Annotated in this window: 18 protein-coding genes; 15 read left to right on the forward strand and 3 right to left on the reverse strand. The window is 41.3% G+C overall.

From position 1 onward, the window contains the following. Positions 1 to 245: 245 nt before the first annotated feature. The 15 genes from fliF (at position 246) to M1F17_RS13065 (ending at position 12,948) form a co-directional block, all read left to right on the forward strand. On the forward strand, positions 246 to 1,931 hold the full coding sequence (gene fliF / locus M1F17_RS12995; RefSeq protein WP_198633440.1) for a flagellar basal-body MS-ring/collar protein FliF: 1,686 nt from the start codon (positions 246 to 248) through the stop codon (positions 1,929 to 1,931). Then, positions 1,928 to 2,920 carry a flagellar motor switch protein FliG gene (gene fliG, locus M1F17_RS13000; RefSeq protein WP_004255600.1) on the forward strand — a complete coding sequence of 331 codons (993 nt, stop codon included), beginning with the start codon at positions 1,928 to 1,930 and terminating at the stop codon, positions 2,918 to 2,920. The genes fliF and fliG overlap by 4 nt, the downstream gene beginning before the upstream one ends. Next, entirely contained in the window at positions 2,913 to 3,641 is a 729-nt protein-coding gene (gene fliH, locus M1F17_RS13005) for a flagellar assembly protein FliH (RefSeq protein ID WP_165879701.1), read from the forward strand. The genes fliG and fliH overlap by 8 nt, the downstream gene beginning before the upstream one ends. Next, on the forward strand, positions 3,638 to 5,002 hold the full coding sequence (gene fliI / locus M1F17_RS13010; protein ID WP_094961183.1) for a flagellar protein export ATPase FliI: 1,365 nt from the start codon (positions 3,638 to 3,640) through the stop codon (positions 5,000 to 5,002). The genes fliH and fliI overlap by 4 nt, the downstream gene beginning before the upstream one ends. Before the next feature lie 11 nt (positions 5,003 to 5,013). Continuing rightward, positions 5,014 to 5,457: a flagellar export protein FliJ gene (fliJ, locus tag M1F17_RS13015; RefSeq protein ID WP_094961182.1), complete on the forward strand. Its 444-nt coding sequence runs from the start codon at positions 5,014 to 5,016 to the stop codon at positions 5,455 to 5,457. After that, positions 5,458 to 6,825, forward strand: a complete 1,368-nt coding sequence (locus tag M1F17_RS13020) for a flagellar hook-length control protein FliK (RefSeq protein ID WP_206277743.1) — start codon at positions 5,458 to 5,460, stop codon at positions 6,823 to 6,825. Positions 6,826 to 6,987: 162 nt separating this feature from the next. After that, complete coding sequence (gene fliL / locus M1F17_RS13025; protein ID WP_094961180.1) at positions 6,988 to 7,467, forward strand: flagellar basal body-associated protein FliL; 480 nt, start codon at positions 6,988 to 6,990, stop codon at positions 7,465 to 7,467. A 5-nt stretch (positions 7,468 to 7,472) separates the two neighbouring features. Further along, on the forward strand, positions 7,473 to 8,480 hold the full coding sequence (gene fliM, locus M1F17_RS13030; protein WP_094961179.1) for a flagellar motor switch protein FliM: 1,008 nt from the start codon (positions 7,473 to 7,475) through the stop codon (positions 8,478 to 8,480). Next, positions 8,473 to 8,889: a flagellar motor switch protein FliN gene (gene fliN, locus M1F17_RS13035; RefSeq protein WP_004255621.1), complete on the forward strand. Its 417-nt coding sequence runs from the start codon at positions 8,473 to 8,475 to the stop codon at positions 8,887 to 8,889. The genes fliM and fliN overlap by 8 nt, the downstream gene beginning before the upstream one ends. 22 nt (positions 8,890 to 8,911) lie before the next feature. Further along, a complete protein-coding gene (fliO, locus tag M1F17_RS13040) occupies positions 8,912 to 9,370 on the forward strand; it encodes a flagellar biosynthetic protein FliO (RefSeq protein WP_172412225.1) in 459 nt (152 codons plus the stop codon). Between the two features lie 12 nt (positions 9,371 to 9,382). Then, positions 9,383 to 10,126 (forward strand): flagellar type III secretion system pore protein FliP, encoded by a 744-nt coding sequence (fliP, locus tag M1F17_RS13045; protein WP_094961178.1) that lies wholly within the window; start codon positions 9,383 to 9,385, stop codon positions 10,124 to 10,126. A gap of 22 nt (positions 10,127 to 10,148) precedes the next feature. Continuing rightward, a complete protein-coding gene (gene fliQ, locus M1F17_RS13050; RefSeq protein ID WP_004255630.1) occupies positions 10,149 to 10,418 on the forward strand; it encodes a flagellar biosynthesis protein FliQ in 270 nt (89 codons plus the stop codon). 2 nt (positions 10,419 to 10,420) lie between these two features. Continuing rightward, positions 10,421 to 11,200, forward strand: coding sequence for a flagellar biosynthetic protein FliR (gene fliR / locus M1F17_RS13055; RefSeq protein WP_144141640.1), 780 nt, complete (start codon positions 10,421 to 10,423; stop codon positions 11,198 to 11,200). A 423-nt stretch (positions 11,201 to 11,623) separates the two neighbouring features. After that, the gene (locus M1F17_RS13060; RefSeq protein ID WP_318837009.1) at positions 11,624 to 12,391 is read left to right on the forward strand and encodes a hypothetical protein; all 768 of its coding nucleotides are present in this window, start codon (positions 11,624 to 11,626) and stop codon (positions 12,389 to 12,391) included. Further along, a complete protein-coding gene (locus M1F17_RS13065; RefSeq protein ID WP_144141643.1) occupies positions 12,391 to 12,948 on the forward strand; it encodes a colicin-like pore-forming protein in 558 nt (185 codons plus the stop codon). Before M1F17_RS13060 ends, M1F17_RS13065 begins: the two co-directional genes overlap by 1 nt. Before the next feature lie 26 nt (positions 12,949 to 12,974). Here M1F17_RS13065 and cui read toward each other — a convergent pair whose 3' ends face one another. The 3 genes from cui to flgK all read right to left on the reverse strand — a co-directional run bounded on the left by cui (position 12,975) and on the right by flgK (position 16,317). Then, positions 12,975 to 13,508, reverse strand: coding sequence for a colicin immunity protein Cui (cui, locus tag M1F17_RS13070; RefSeq protein ID WP_004255638.1), 534 nt, complete (start codon positions 13,506 to 13,508; stop codon positions 12,975 to 12,977). Between the two features lie 201 nt (positions 13,509 to 13,709). Then, positions 13,710 to 14,645: a flagellar hook-associated protein FlgL gene (gene flgL, locus M1F17_RS13075; protein WP_144141276.1), complete on the reverse strand. Its 936-nt coding sequence runs from the start codon at positions 14,643 to 14,645 to the stop codon at positions 13,710 to 13,712. A gap of 28 nt (positions 14,646 to 14,673) precedes the next feature. After that, a complete protein-coding gene (flgK, locus tag M1F17_RS13080; protein WP_318837010.1) occupies positions 14,674 to 16,317 on the reverse strand; it encodes a flagellar hook-associated protein FlgK in 1,644 nt (547 codons plus the stop codon). Positions 16,318 to 16,445: the final 128 nt, after the last annotated feature.

Genomic DNA, 16,445 nt, shown 5'->3' on the forward strand with positions numbered 1-16,445 from the left:
GATTCTCTTCTTATTAAATTAATGTGAATTTTTCACTAACCTATATTGGCTAGCTTACCCTATCACACCCTTTTTAACTTGAAGCCGATAAATAACACCAATTTTATAGGCTGATTCCGTCATTAGAACCCCTTAAAACAAGAAATAATAGCAAAGTGAAAAAGTGACGTTACGAAGAGGGAAATAACATTGTTTCACCAAAAGTATTTTCATCCGTCTAGTAGTCTGCCAAGCAGGGAATATTTATGAGTGCCGCATCTAAAGACACGGGGGAGGCCAAAAAGGGTTTTGCCTCTATAGTTGAAAGGATTAAAGCTGATCCTAAAATACCGTTAATGATTGCGGCGGCTGCGGCTGTTTCAATTATTGTCGCCCTTCTCCTCTGGCTACGCAGCCCTGACTACCGTGTACTTCTTAGCAATTTAAGTGCTAAAGATGGTGGCGATATTGTTGGCCAGCTAACTCAGATGAATGTGCCATATCAAATTGCTGATAATGGTAGCGCTATTTTAGTTCCTGCAGATAAAGTGCATGAATTACGTTTAAAGCTCGCTCAATCAGGTTTACCTAAAGGTGGCAATACTGGTTTTGAATTATTAGATAAAGAACAATTCGGTATCAGCCAATTTAGTGAGCAAATCAATTACCAACGTGCATTAGAGGGTGAACTCTCTCGTACTATTGAGTCCCTAAGCCCAGTACAAAGTGCTCGGGTGCATTTAGCAATTCCTAAACCCACCTTATTTGTGCGTGAGCAAAAGCTACCAACGGCTTCTGTGACGGTCGGTTTACTACCGGGAAGAATGCTTGATGAAGGGCAAATCAGCGCCATTGTCCATATGGTATCAAGTAGCGTAACAGGCCTAACCGCGAGTAATGTCATTATTGTTGACCAAGCGGGTCGCTTACTCACCAATAACGATAATAGCCAGCAATCGGCAAACAGCGCACAAATCAAAATGACTAAAGAGATGGAGTCCCATCTCAAACAGCGCATAGAAGATATTCTGTCGCCGTTAGTCGGTCGTGCCAATATTCATGCCCAAGTCACCGCGCAAATGGATTTCTCGAAAGTCGAACAAACTTCAGAGGAATATAAGCCCAACCAAACGCCAGATAGTGCGGCTATTCGTTCCCGCCAAAACAGCCAAAGTATGCAAAATAACAATGGCGGAACCGGTGGAGTGCCAGGTGCGCTTTCAAATCAACCCGTTAGTGCACCAAGTGCACCTATTGAAACCAATAAAGACAATAAAGATGGCGCTCAAACGGCGAATAACCGTAATAGTGTCTCGAACTCGCAAAGCGATGAAACCACAAATTACGAAGTAGATCGCAAAATTAGTCACACTCAACGGCAAATTGGTGTCGTCGATAGGCTCTCGGTCGCAGTTATTGTCAATTACCATTCACAAGATGGTGAAAATGGTCCAGAAATGAAGCCATTGCCACCAGAGATGCTGCAACAAATTGAGGCATTGACACGCGAAGCAATGGGCTTTTCCACTGCACGTGGGGATTCTCTCAACATTACTAATTCATTGTTTACCAATGAGGCTCCGGTTGAAGAAACACCTTCGTTACTTGAAAGCCCACAATTTATCGCTCAGCTACTGGATTATGGAAAAATACTGCTTATTGCCATTATTGCTTGGTTTATGTGGCGTTTCGGTATCAAACCTCAATGGGTTAAATACCGTAAAGCACAACAAGCCCAAGCTGAAGCCGAGGTTTTTGTTGCCACACAACTGAAAACCCCGCTCGTGGTTGATGAAGCGATTGATGAAGAAATGGATGAGCAAACACGCCGTCGCCTGACTCGTCAACGTGTTAGTGCTGAGATCCAAAGCCAACGTATCCGTGAAATGGCAGAAAAAGACCCACAAATCGTGGCAATGGTTATCCGTCAGTGGTTAGGAAAATCCCAATGAGTTTAAGTGGAACAGAAAAAAGTGCCGTGATGTTAATGACGCTCGGTGAAGACCAGGCTGCGGAAGTATTTAAGCACCTGAATCCTAAAGAAGTTCAGCAATTGAGTATGGCAGTGTCAAACATGCGCCAAATCTCAAATAATGAATTGGCAGAAGTATTAACTGAATTTGAAGAGTCAGCGATTCAATTCGCGGCTCTCAATATCAACACGAATGACTATCTGCGTTCTGTATTGGTGAAAGCACTTGGCGAAGAACGCGCCGCAAGCTTACTTGAGGACATCTTTGAAAAACAAGAAACCACGTCAGGGATCGAAAGCCTCAACTATATGGAACCCCAAACCGTTGCCGATATTATCCGTGATGAACATCCGCAAATTATCGCGACTATTTTGGTTCACTTAAAACGCAATCTTGCAGCGGATGTCCTCGAATTATTCGAAGAGCGCCAACGCAACGATATTATGCTACGTATCGCCACCTTTGGTGGTGTCCAACCTGCTGCATTGGCGGAATTGACCGAAGTATTGAACAACTTACTGGATGGCCAAAACCTCAAACGCAGCAAAATGGGTGGCGTGAGAACTGCGGCAGAAATCATCAACCTGATGAAAAGCCAGCAAGAAGAAAGCGTTATCGATGCAATGCGTGATTACGATGGTGAGCTTGCTCAACGTATTATTGACGAAATGTTCCTATTCGAAAACCTTATCGAGGTGGACAACCGCAGCATTCAACGTATTTTGCAGGATGTTTCGACAGACTCGCTGGTTATTGCCCTCAAAGGCAGCAACCAAGCACTACGCGACCACTTCCTCAACAATATGGCCGCTCGCGCTGCAGAAATCGTGCGCGACGATTTGGAATCACGTTCTCCTGTGCGTATGTCTCAAGTGGAAAACGAACAAAAAGCTATTTTGCTTATCGTTCGTCGTTTAGTCGAAAAAGGCGAAATCGCTATAGGTGGTGGAGACGACGTCTATGTCTAAGTCAACAATTCCAAATGACCAATGGCAGCCTTGGCAGCTTCGTGAGCTTAATCAATGGGATCTCAACTCAGGCATTCCTGCATTAAGTGATGTTCCTGAGCCTGACGCGCCAAAAGTCCCGTGCCTTGAACCAAAAGAAGTGTTAGAGCAAATTAATTTGCTCGATAACATCAAGGAAGATGCACAGCGGACGGGTTACCAACAAGGGCATGAAAAAGGCCAGCAAGAAGGTTACCAAGCTGGTTTTGAGCAAGGCTTACGAGCTGGAGAAGAACAAGGGCGTGAGCAGGCACTTGCTTTGCAACAACCTGTGATTGAAACATGGCAAAAACTGCTGTCTGAATTCAATTATTCTCTCGATACCTTTGATACGGTGGTGACCACTAAACTGTTGCAGATAGCGTTGACTGCGGCTAAGCAAGTTTTAGGACAATCCACCGTTTGTGATGGCACCGCATTGTTGGAGGAAATCAGCCAGTTACTCCAACAAAAACCGATTTTTACTGGGCAGCCTGAACTACACATCAACCCAAATCATTTTGAATTGATTGAACAGCACCTCGGTTCCCTACTCAACTTGAACGGCTGGCGCTTAGTCGCTGATCCTAAACTGCATATCGGTGGCTGCCGAGTCGTCGCTGAAGACGGTGAAATTGATATGACTGTGGCGACACGTTGGCAAGAATTGTGTCGTTTATATGCACCGGAGAGCTTTTCATGACGGCACGATTGGGACGCTGGATTGCTTCGTTGGACGATTTAGAATCGCGGATGAAAGGGATCCCGATGGTGCGTCGTTATGGCCGCCTCACAAAAATCACTGGCTTAGTGATGGAAGCCGAAGGCATTAAAATGCCTTTGGGGGCAACCTGCTTTATTGAACGCTCAATTAATGGTGGCTCAGATGAAGTGGTGTGTGAAGTCGTCGGCTTTAACGGCCCAAGAATGTTATTGATGCCATTAGCCGACCTCGAGGGGATCGCCCCGGGTGCCCGTGTTTATGCACAATCAACCGGTGATGACGGGCAAACTAGCCGCTTACTCCCTATTGGTAATGAATTATTAGGCAGAGTACTTGATGCCCAAGGTAATCCATTAGATGGAAAAGGCCCCTTAGAGGTAAAAACACGCGCGCCATTAATTACCCCACCAATTAACCCATTAGAACGAACGCCTATTAGTAATGTATTGGATGTCGGTGTTCGTGCAATCAATGCATTATTAACCGTCGGTCGCGGCCAACGTATGGGGCTATTTGCTGGCTCTGGTGTGGGTAAAAGCGTATTACTTGGCATGATGGCACGCTTTACACAAGCCGATATTATCGTAGTCGGGTTGATTGGTGAACGTGGTCGTGAAGTCAAAGATTTCATTGAAAATATCTTAGGGGCTGATGGCTTAAAACGTGCCGTTGTCGTTGCAGCGCCAGCCGATGTGTCTCCTCTATTGCGCATGCAAGGCGCCTCTTATGCCACTCGTATCGCTGAGTATTTTCGCGATAAAGGTTTAAGTGTGCTGTTGATTATGGATTCACTCACTCGCTACAGCATGGCACAACGGGAAATTGCGTTAGCCGTGGGTGAACCACCAGCAACGAAAGGCTATCCACCTTCTGTATTTGCCAAATTACCAGCATTAGTTGAGCGTGCAGGGAATGGGAAAAATGGTGGGTCAATTACCGCTTTCTATACCGTTTTAACGGAAGGGGATGACCAACAAGACCCAATTGCTGACTCGGCTCGCGCCATTTTGGATGGCCATATTGTACTTTCACGTTCACTGGCAGAGTCAGGGCACTACCCTGCAATAGATATCGAGGCATCTATCAGCCGTGCCATGACCGAGCTCATTCCTAAAGAACATTACCGAAAAATTCAACGTTTCAAGCAGTTAACGTCTAGTTACCAACGCAACCGAGATTTAATTAACGTCGGTGCTTATGCAATGGGCAGTGATCCTATGTTGGATACGGCTATCCAATATTACCCACGTATGTCGAAGTTTTTGCAGCAAGATATTGATGAGCGATGTGATTATCAAACCGCATGCGAACAGTTGACACAAGTGGTTCCCAACGAATAACGAGGGGATAAATGGCCAAAAATAATGCCTTAACAACATTACTCACCTTAGCTGTTGAAGCCTCGGAAGAAGCAGCAAAAGTGTTAGCTCAAGTGCGCCAAACCCACACCCAAATGGCGCAGCAACTAAATATGTTGGAAAACTACCAATCCGAATATCGTCAAAAACTCAACCAAACCTTGCATACGGGTATGGAATCGGATAAGTGGCAGAATTATCAGCAATTTTTGGTCACATTGGAACTGACCATTGAGCAACAGCAGCAACAACTGAATTTATGGGAGCAACGCGTTAACGAAGCTAACCGCCATTGGCAAGAAAAACAACAGCGTGTCAACGCGTTCGATACGTTAATTCAACGTGCTGAACATACTGAATACCAACGTCAAAACCGCTTAGAACAAAAGCAAATGGATGAATTTGCTCAACGAGCGACTTTACGGAGACCTCAATAAATGGACATCAACGCCCTGAATGTGCCAACCGCATCATCGACTAAAAATGGCAATATACAACAAAATGAATCGCGCGCTGATGAAAATCAAGCCCCTGTACTCCCCTTTCAAGCCATGCTTGATAACCAGCAACCGATTGAAAAACAAAATGTCACTAATCAACCGATCAATGAAGAAGCACTTAACAAAGGCATTGTTGATAACAAACTGGCAATAGCGAGTAAAGAAACGATTGAACAAACCAAGGTTGGGCAAAAAACGGCTGAAAATGCCATTGAGCAACTGAACTTTAGCCGTAACTTGCGTGCTGATAGCGTGCAAACTGCACTTAACACTGAGTTATTAACAGGCAAAGATGCTAACGAGCAAGTGTGGCTAGAGAGCTTAAAACAGTCATTAACTGGCCAAGTACAAGCAACGGCAAATACAACTATTAAAACAGAAGCACACTCGGTTTTAGGCGCATTTACCCAAAAAATGCAGCACCTAACGGATAATGCAGATGGCATCATTAATGAAGATGATGGCAAACATCTGGAAGGTTCACAGCAACAAATCGCAGGCGAAGAAGATGGCCCAGAACTTGGGGTATTTATTAAGAATGAAAAAGAAGAACGTCGTGACCAGCCTCTTTTTCCCCTTGATAACCCACGAGATATACGCAGTAAAAATTTAACTGCTGATTTCATGCCATTGAATAAAAAAGTGAGTGATAAAGACCCAGTATTAAACCTACAAAATGTTTCAAGTGAAGCCCTGAACCAAACCGCGAAAGGCGCATTTACACTACAAACTGAGACTGGTGCTTTTACCACCACATCCTCACAGCATACAACGACCGCGCCAGTTAGCATGATGCCAACGACATCAACAGCCCAAGCGGCAACCATAAATGCGCCAACGGCTGCTCCAACCATGCATTTAGCCAGCCAATTAGGTAGCGAAGCGTGGCAGCAGCAATTAAGCCAACATATGTTATTTTTCTCTCGCCAAGGAATATCTCAGGCACAAATTCGCTTGCACCCTGAAGAGTTAGGATCACTAAATGTGCATTTACGCATCGAAGATAACCAAGCAGTAATGCATTTTGTCTCTCCACATAGTCATGTACGTGCAGCCATGGAATCCATGATGCCAGTGCTACGCAGTGCGCTACAAGAAAGTGGTATTCATCTTGCTCAAGGCTCTGTTGGCCAAGATAACTTGAACCAGCAATCCGATAGCTCTCAGCAAAATGCGCACCAAAACGATGGCCAAATTCAAGCGACACATCCATCCGTTGGTGCTGTTGGTATCAGCGAAGCAAATGCCACTGTTTCACCTAAAAATGTAGCATCAAGACAAGGTGGCATTAACACTTTTGCATAAAAAACAAACGAATCGCGGTAATTTCCTAGCTAAAGCGCCGAGTTACCGCCTTTTTGTTTCGTTTTTCACTCCTTTAACTCTTGGCAACCAAGCCATAATGCTAGAGATCATAACGTAAAAACCCATTTGGGTTTAGCATCCAAGAAACAGGAATTCAGCTAAATGTCGTCGAGCAAAAAATCAAAAAGTTCCAACAAAGGGTTGCTTATTCTATTTGCCCTTCTTGCCCTTGCTGGCGCAGGGTTTGGGGGTTATACCTGGTGGACGACACAACAAGGCACGCAAACGGCGAGTGAGGAAGAAAAGCGCCCGAACATGCCACAACCCATTTTTATGGAGTTAGAGCCATTTACCGTCAATTTGGCTGGTGCAGCCGATGCACCTGATCGTGTGCTTTATATCCATGTGACTTTGCGACTTGCGAACGAAAAATCGCGCAAACAACTTCATGAATACCTCCCTGAAGTGCGTAGCCGTTTGTTACTGCTACTTTCAGAGCAAAAAGCAAAAAATATTGAGACGCATGAAGGTAAGTTGCAGTTAATGAAAGATATCAAGCAAACACTCACCCCTACCCTGATCCCAGGTGATACCGATCAGGATATTTCTGATGTGTTATTTACTACTTTTATTCTGCGGTAATACTCATGAGCGATAATATTTTATCTCAGGCCGAAATTGATGCGCTGCTTAATGATGATGCACCATCAAGCAGTACGCCTGTGCCAGAGACTCAAGGGAAAGATAATGTTCGCCCTTACGACCCGAATACTCAACGTCGAGTTATTCGGGAGCGAATGCAGTCTCTCGAAATCATTAATGAACGTTTTGCTCGCCAGTTCCGTATGGGTTTGTTCAATATGTTACGTCGCAGCCCAGATATTACGGTAGGCGGTATTAAAATTGAACCTTACCATGAGTTTGCGCGTAATTTACCCGTACCGACTAACTTAAACTTAATCCATATGCCGCCTTTACGAGGCACGGCACTGTTTACCTTTGAGCCCGCATTAGTTTACATCGCTGTCGACAATCTATTTGGTGGAGACGGCCGCTTTCCTGTACGGCAAGAAGGTAAAGAGTTTACCAATACTGAACAACGCATTATCAATCGCATGCTCAAGTTAGCTTTAGGGGCTTATCGCGATGCTTGGAAGCCAATCGCTGATATTGAAGTGGAATATGTACGTTCTGAAATCCAAGTCAAATTCACTAATATCACCACCTCCCCTAATGACATTGTCGTTACCACACCGTTTTTAGTGGAGATAGGCAATACCGTTGGTGAATTCAGTATTTGTATTCCGATCGCCATGATTGAGCCATTACGTGAACGTTTAATAAACCCACCAATGGAACAAGGCCACCAAGAAAATGAAACTTGGGTCACAAACCTTGTCACCCAAGTGAAACGTTCTGAACTTGAGTTGGTTGCCAACTTTGTTGACATTCCAATGCGAATTTCTCGCTTACTGCAACTGCAAAAAGGGGATGTGATCCCAATTGAGAAACCTGACCGCCTCATCGTTAATGTTGATGGCGTTCCCGTATTAACCAGTCAATACGGTACTCAAAATGGCCAGTATGCATTGCGTGTAGAACATTTGATTAATCCTGTATTAAACACTCTAGATGAGGAAAGTACCAATGAGTGAGGCGAAGAACTCTCCTGATGCATCAACCAATCACGACAGTGAAGACCTGTGGGCTGAAGCGCTGGAACAGCAAAAAAAAGCGGAATCCGCCTCAGCTGGTGCACAGGCTTTCGACAACTTTGATGGACAAAACCCGCTAAATCAACTGTCTGATATCGATATGATCATGGACATTCCTGTCCGTCTTTCAGTTGAATTGGGTCGCACTAAAATGACCATTAAAAAACTACTGAGCTTATCCCAAGGTTCTGTAGTTTCTCTGGATGGCTTAGCGGGTGAGCCACTGGATATTCTGATCAATGGCTATTTAATTGCGCAGGGAGAAGTGGTCGTGGTTTCAGATAATTACGGTATTCGTATTACTGACATCATTACGCCTTCCGAACGTATGCGCCGTTTAAGTCGTTAATTAACCACGTGAGTCGCTGATAATGGCAATACCCAATCAAACTGAGCAGGCACCGATATCTGTGCCTTTTTTATCAACAACCGTTTCCTCCGGTGAACCTAATACTCCTGCTATTGACCACAATGATAGCTTAACGCAGATATCGGGGGCTTTAGGGGGGATCATTTTATTGATACTAGCAGGTGCTTGGTTGGTGAAAAAATTAGGATTTGCTCCCCAAAAAATGGGCAAGGAGCAAATCGTAAAAGTCAAAAGCCGTTGCTCATTAGGTAATAAAGAACGCGTTGTGGTTATTGAGGTGAATAATGAGTGTTTGGTATTAGGTGTTACGACACAAAATATCAGCCTCTTACACCAATACCCGGCTGCACCTGAAGTCACTGAGACATTGCCAACTGAACCGCTCACCTTTCAGTCTTTATTAAAGAAAAAACAAGAGGCTGCAAAATGTGCGGCTTCAGTTACACTTATGCATAAGTAATCGGAAGGGCTCATGTTACCTCTAAAATCTTTACTCACGATTACTACCCTCTTGTTTTTATTGCCAAACTCCGCTTCTGCGGCACTACCAGCCATTATTAGCCATTCAATGGCTGATGGCGGACAAACTTGGTCTTTACCTGTTCAAACGCTTTTATTTTTGACCTTATTAGGCTTTATTCCCGCCTTATTATTAATGATGACCAGTTTTACCCGCATCATTATTGTTTTAGGTTTATTGCGTAACGCACTCGGAACGCCCTCCGCTCCACCGAACCAAGTCTTATTGGGTTTAGCACTGTTTTTGACCTTTTTTGTGATGTCACCCGTTGCCGACCAAGTGTATCGTGAAGCCTACCAGCCTTTTAGCGAAGACAAAATTAGCCTCGAAACCGCTTTAGAGAAAGGGACAGCACCGTTAAGAACCTTTATGTTAGGGCAAACACGCGAATCCGACTTAGCCCTATTCGCAAGAATAGCCAAGGTAGGTGAAATTCAAGAAGCGAAAGATGTTCCATTACGTATTTTAGTCCCAGCCTTTATTACCAGCGAACTAAAAACCGCATTCCAAATTGGTTTTACTATTTTTATTCCATTTTTAATCATCGACTTAGTCGTTGCCAGTGTCTTAATGGCATTAGGGATGATGATGGTTCCACCTGCAACAGTTTCCTTGCCATTTAAATTAATGTTGTTTGTATTAGTTGATGGTTGGCAACTATTGCTTGGCTCATTATCGCAAAGCTTTTTTAATTAGGATTATTTTACTCGGAGTAGTTATGACACCTGAATCAGTAATGGCGATGGGAACTGAAGCGATGAAAATTGCGCTGATGCTAGCTGCCCCTTTGTTATTAGCCGCTTTAGCGGCGGGTTTAATTATCAGCTTACTGCAAGCCGCCACGCAAGTGAATGAAATGACGCTATCTTTTATCCCTAAAATTTTGTCGGTTATTTCTGTGATTATTATTGCAGGGCCCTGGATGCTGAATCTGCTTACCGACTATATGCGGTCATTGCTTAGCAACTTACCGTTTATTATTGGCTAACAATGCTAACCATTACCAGTGAAACACTCACGCTGTGGCTAAGCCAAGGTTTTTACCCTTTCATACGCCTTTTGGCGCTGCTTGGTACAGCGCCCTTTTTTAATGAAAAACAGGCAATTACCAAAGTTCGTGTCGCTCTGGCCTTTTTTGTTGTGTTGATTGTTTCCCCACAACTTCCTGTCGTGAATATTCCTCTATTCTCTGCTATGGGATTATGGGTTATCGTGCAGCAAATGGTGATTGGTGTTGCGATGGGGCTCACAATGCAAATGGCATTTGCTGCCGTACGTCATGCAGGGGAAGTGATTGGTTTACAAATGGGGTTATCGTTCGCCACCTTTTTTGACCCAACAGGTGGACCCAATATGCCTATTTTAGGTCGTATATTTAACGTCATCACCCTTTTATTGTTTCTCGCTTTCGATGGGCACTTGTGGCTTATTTATATCGTGGTCAATTCATTTGAACTGCTCCCAATTCAAACCGCACCATTAAATCGCGATGGTTTTTGGGTATTTACTCAATTTGCTAACACTATATTTATTAATGGGTTAATGCTAGCACTGCCGTTCATTACACTATTTCTCATTCTTAACCTTGCTTTGGGTATTCTAAACCGCATGACCCCGCAGCTATCGGTGTTTGTGGTCGGTTTTCCTTTAACGCTTACCATTGGAATTAGTATGTTAGGGCTGATTATTTCTATCCTCCCGCGCTATACCGAGCGTTTGGTCCACCAAGCTTTCGAGCAGTTATCGTTGATGTTTAATTTGTTTGTTTGAGAATAGATAATTAATCAATTAATTAATGATTAATTTATTATCAAAGTAATTTTTCGAATTTAATAATTAAAGTAGCCCAAGAAAAACTGATTTAATTTCCTATTTGTAGTCTATATTAAAAGCAACTAGTATAGTTGTAAATATCACCTATTATTTGATACATTTCTAAACTATCTAATGACAGTCTCAGTAAATACCCAATACTAAACCTAACTAAAATTTAGGTATAAAATTAATTTATTTTCGCAAGTAAATTTATATGCCAGTGTCGCTCTGAACATGTCACAATAGCCATTCTCTCACATCATTGACTTCTCATTAATATTTTAATAAGTGTCATTATATTTTGTGTATTGTTTCATTTCTTTAATGAATGTATTTAAATATTGTAATTTATTTATATATTCATAAAGAGGAAATCAGATGAATGATGTAATGGTAGTTACCCCACATAGTAGTTTCCGTGATAATTTGATATACGATGGAATCGCTCCCACAGCACATGGTAATATTTCGTTAAGTGATGCTGCTAATGTATATTGCATGAAACCTGACATGATCTGCCCTGTATGTGGTGAGCCGAAATGTATTTATTTCAGAAAACTATGCGAGGAATTATTAAAAAGCCCCAATGAGCAAGATGTAAAGAAGGCAATGGTAAAAAGTATGAGTGTTGGTGTTCCATTCGTTAGAGTTTATGATGAATACCGTAATAAAGTAGAAAACCAACTCGCTAATACCCTTCATAAGAATGGTATTATTCCTACTAAAAAAATTAGAAATGAAATGTTCTCAAAGTATATGAACCTATTTGATCTATTACATAGAAGAGTGGCGAATGGGAGGGTTCAATACATTGACAAGGGTATTAAAAGTACAATATTTAGTAAAATAAACCCTAAAACGGCTACGGTTTTAACGTACTTAAATACTTTAGGTGGCACTAAAAACATTAAAAACTACCCAAAAATGATAGAGGCAATTAAAAAAGGCAACTTCAATGATGCTTCTAAAGAGTTTTACAAGAAGATGCCTCAAGATCTTGAAAGTTATTCAGCATTAGATACCCTTATTAATGAAGCTATAGCTAGAAGTCAAGCTGATAATGACTTAAAAAAATTCAGAGTAAAGTTAAAAATGAGATTGAAAAATTACAAAAAAATGAAGCAATTAAGTCTGCATCAGAAATAATGACAGATGTAGGTGAAAAAGCATCTAAGTTTTTTGGTGATAAATATAAGTCTACATCTAATAAAATCATTAATGAATTAAATACATTTAAAGGTAAAAAAATAAAAAACACAAATGATGCATTAAGAATTCTAGGAAAATCACTCAGCAATCCTTATCTTAACATCCATAAAAAAGATCTCCCCGCCATAACTCAAGCGATTAAGGCAGTTGACGGAAAAAAATTATCTGAAAATTTATATAAATTAGGAACTACCTTTAAAATTGCTGATAAATTTTTAAAATTTGATAAAATAAAAAACAAAGTTGAAGAAGGTTTTGAAACTGGTGACTGGAAACCTTTACTTTTAGAAGTTGAAGCTATGGCTTTAGCTGGAGTAGCAACACCAATTGTATTAGCATTTACCGCTGGAAGTTTAAGCTTATTATTACCATTTACCCTTTCAGCAACAGCCATTTCTGTAGCTACTATTGTACTAACAAGTGTGGTTACATCTTTTATTGATGCTAACTTTGCTGATGCGGTCAACAAAGAGCTTATTCCCTTGGCTAACTAAATTCTAGAAGAAAGAAAGGGGAAATTTTATCCCCATCTTTTTAATTTATATTTTACAGGTAAAAATATAAATGCATTTATGGCCAAACAAGTAACAATGAATATAGAAATAAAAATCGCATAATAATAAATGAAAGAAGTAAATTCGAATGCAGAGATTGAACTTAATTTTCTATTTCCAGATGATATATTATAATCTAAGAAATAATTTATATATGTCATTATACCGATAATAAAAATAGAACTTAAATAACCAAAAATTAGCGTGAGAATTCCATCATTGTATAACTTAAAGTGTTCTTTTTTTATTTCTATAGAGTTCCACATAAGTATGTAATATAACACAGAAATTAAAGGAGTTATTTTACAATATAATGCTGACATGTAGCTTTCATTTGGAAATTTATCTGAGTAAATTACAGGTAACTCACCCAACCAGTTATTAATATTAGTTACAGTAGAATTTGAGAACACATTTAGCCATATTGCAGCTAAAGGAATAGCTCCTAATAAAACAATGATAGTGAAAACCCATTTAGTATTTACCTTAAAAACTCGCATAAATCTCCTATATCACAAAACACTCAAATGAGAATAATACATATTATCATTTAATTATTAAAGTTTATTGCGTAATAAAACATTAATTCAAATTTTTTACATCAAATCTATAACATATTGTCTAACATAGCATTTTTAAAGCTCAAAAAAACCGCGCTTGGATCACTCCAAAGCGCGGTGAGTAAAAAGAATATTAAATAATTAACGGCTGCCGAAAAGTGACATGCTGTTTAAGTCTTTAAAAATACTTTGTGAGGCTTCAAACATCGCTTTTTCTTTATAATAATCTGTGGTGGTGCCAGTCCAGTTAGTTTCTAACAACTCACTTTTGCGAGCCGCATTTTGAATCGAGCGCGTATCCGCTAAAAAATCTAATTTATCAATTTCTTGTAATTGTAAACCTTGCTTAGCTTCAATATTAGAAATTTGATCTAATGCGGACTTGATGGCTCGGTTCGCTTCACCTAACTCAGCTTGCGCTTGGTCTAAATCTGCTTGTGGTGCGCCTTGCAATGGCTTTTTCAGTGATTCGATACCGATGTTCAGCGCTTTAAAAATATTGACCACATTATTGCTATCGGTTTCAAACACTTGTGCGCCAGTGAAATAAGTCGTCATCTCACGGTCACTCGCCACATTCTGCATAATCGCTTTATCGCCACCGTGATACAACACATCACCGTTAGCATCAATTTCAAAGGGTGGTTTATCTGATTTAAAACCTGCGAAAATATATCGACCATTCCCATCAGTCGAATTACCTAACGCCACTAATTGTTCTTTCAAACCCGTGAGTTGCTCAGCCAAAGTATTACGGTCTTTATCGCTTAAAGCACCTTGGTTTGATGCCTGAATAATGGTGGTATCAATTTGCGTCGTCACATCTGTCATCTGAGTCAAAATACTCATCTGCAGCGTCATTCCTGTTTTGGCAAACCCACGGCTGGCAACATACTGTTGATTTCGGTTCTCTGACTGGTTAATCCGCACCGCTTGCGAAGACGCTTGCGGGTCATCAGAAGGCTTGCTTACACGCTTACCAGAAGCTAATTGACTTCCTGCATCCATCCAACGCGCTTGAGCACTGTTCATGTCTTGTAAGCGTTGGTGATAAATCATGTTGGTACTTAAACGCATCGCTAAGTCCTTATCCTATCGCTAATATTTAGAATGCACGCATTAATGCGTTAAATAAATCATCCACCGTTTTTAATACTTGCGCATTGGCATTGAAAAACTGTTGGATTTTCTGCATCTGAATACTTTCTTCATTCATATTCACGCCCGAGATAGCTTGTTCTTGCTCATAGAAGCTCTCGGTCATTTTGTTCTGTGTTTCAGAATCAATTTGCGCTTGTTTAGTTTTACTGCCCACATCATTAACTAACGTTGCATAGAAATCAGAGAACGTAGAACTACCATCAATCAATTTTTCGTCTTGCAGTTTAACCAGTTGTTTAATGTTTTCATTATCACCTGGGCCACTGTCTTTACTTCCAGCCGCCGCAAAATCGGATGCATTGCTGACCAAGGTCTGCATACCGTTGATTACACCACTTACTGGTTTTACCAAGAATGAGTCACCTTTTGACATACCAGTACTGTTGCTGATTTTGATCTCTAAACCATCAAACTTCAGTGTACCTGCCGTATTTGAATCCACAGGAACATTAATACCTTCTGGCAAACGTGTGACATTCCATTCATTGCCGTCAAAGCGCATTTCGTAGTTATTACCTGTGACTTTAGACACATCGCTATAACTGAGATCAAAGTCTGCTTTACCACTATTATGAGTGCTGCTAACAACAGAGCCTTTACCAATTTCAAAGAAGTCTTTACCGGTGTTGCCGTTGGCATCGTACCCCTTGCTGTGCACTTCATTGAATTTGGTCGCAAAAACCAATGCTAATTTATTGAGTTTTTGATAAGCCGGGTCCATAACTTCTTGACGAGAACGCAAGATACCGCTGAGTTCCCCACCACGGAATGACTCATCAGGAATTTCCCGTGCTTGGCCATTCGCGCCCACAAAGCCAATGCTAAAACGGCTATCATCTTTAGAAGAAGGGACGGCTTCTAAGCGATTCGCTTTTTCACCCGTGACTAACGGTAAGCCATTAGCAAACGTCACGTTATAGTTACCGTTTTGTTCGATAACTTTGACACCAACTAATGAGTTAACTTCATTAACTAAACGGTCACGCACATCTAATAAATCGTTAGGTTCAGAACCACTCACAGAACGGATCCGCGAAATTTGCAGGTTTAAACCCGCAATTTTTTCAGCGTAAATATTGATATCTTTCACTTTATTTTCTATCTGGTGATTAATATCCCGTTCCATTTCCTGCAAACGACGATCCGCTTCTTTAAACTGGCCTAATAATGCATTTGAGTTTCCTAAGAAAACGTCAATCAAGGTTTTGTCACTTGCATCGCTGGAGGCAGCGTCTAACGCGGTGAAGAAGCTACCGATATTACTTGAAATATCTTCAATATCATTAGTAAGCAAATCATCAACTTTATTGCAGTTCTTAACGTATGCCTCATAGTCACCGCTACGTGCGCGGGATTGGCTGTACTGCGCATTGATAAATTCATCAAACTCACGGCGAACATGGCTGAAATAAGTGCCGTTACCAAAATAGCCATTAGGTGTCATCGTACCGGGATTCTCCCCGAAAACAGCACTTTGGCGATGATAGTAACCCACACCTGCGTTAGCTAAGTTGTTAGAAATAACACTTAACCCGCCTTGTGCAGCGTTCACACCACTGAGCGCATTATTCATTACATTGTTCAGCATAAGCTTTTCCTGTTCTGGATGCTTATCGCCATCATTGGCTGACACAATGAAAGCGATAGCAACGCAAATTATTTAGAGCATATTTGGTTATCGGAAATTCAGCGTAATTATTTAGTCCAAACTCACAA

The organism is Providencia sp. PROV073 (genome assembly GCF_033688125.1).
In the GTDB taxonomy this organism is placed as follows: Bacteria; Pseudomonadota; Gammaproteobacteria; order Enterobacterales; family Enterobacteriaceae; genus Providencia; species Providencia hangzhouensis.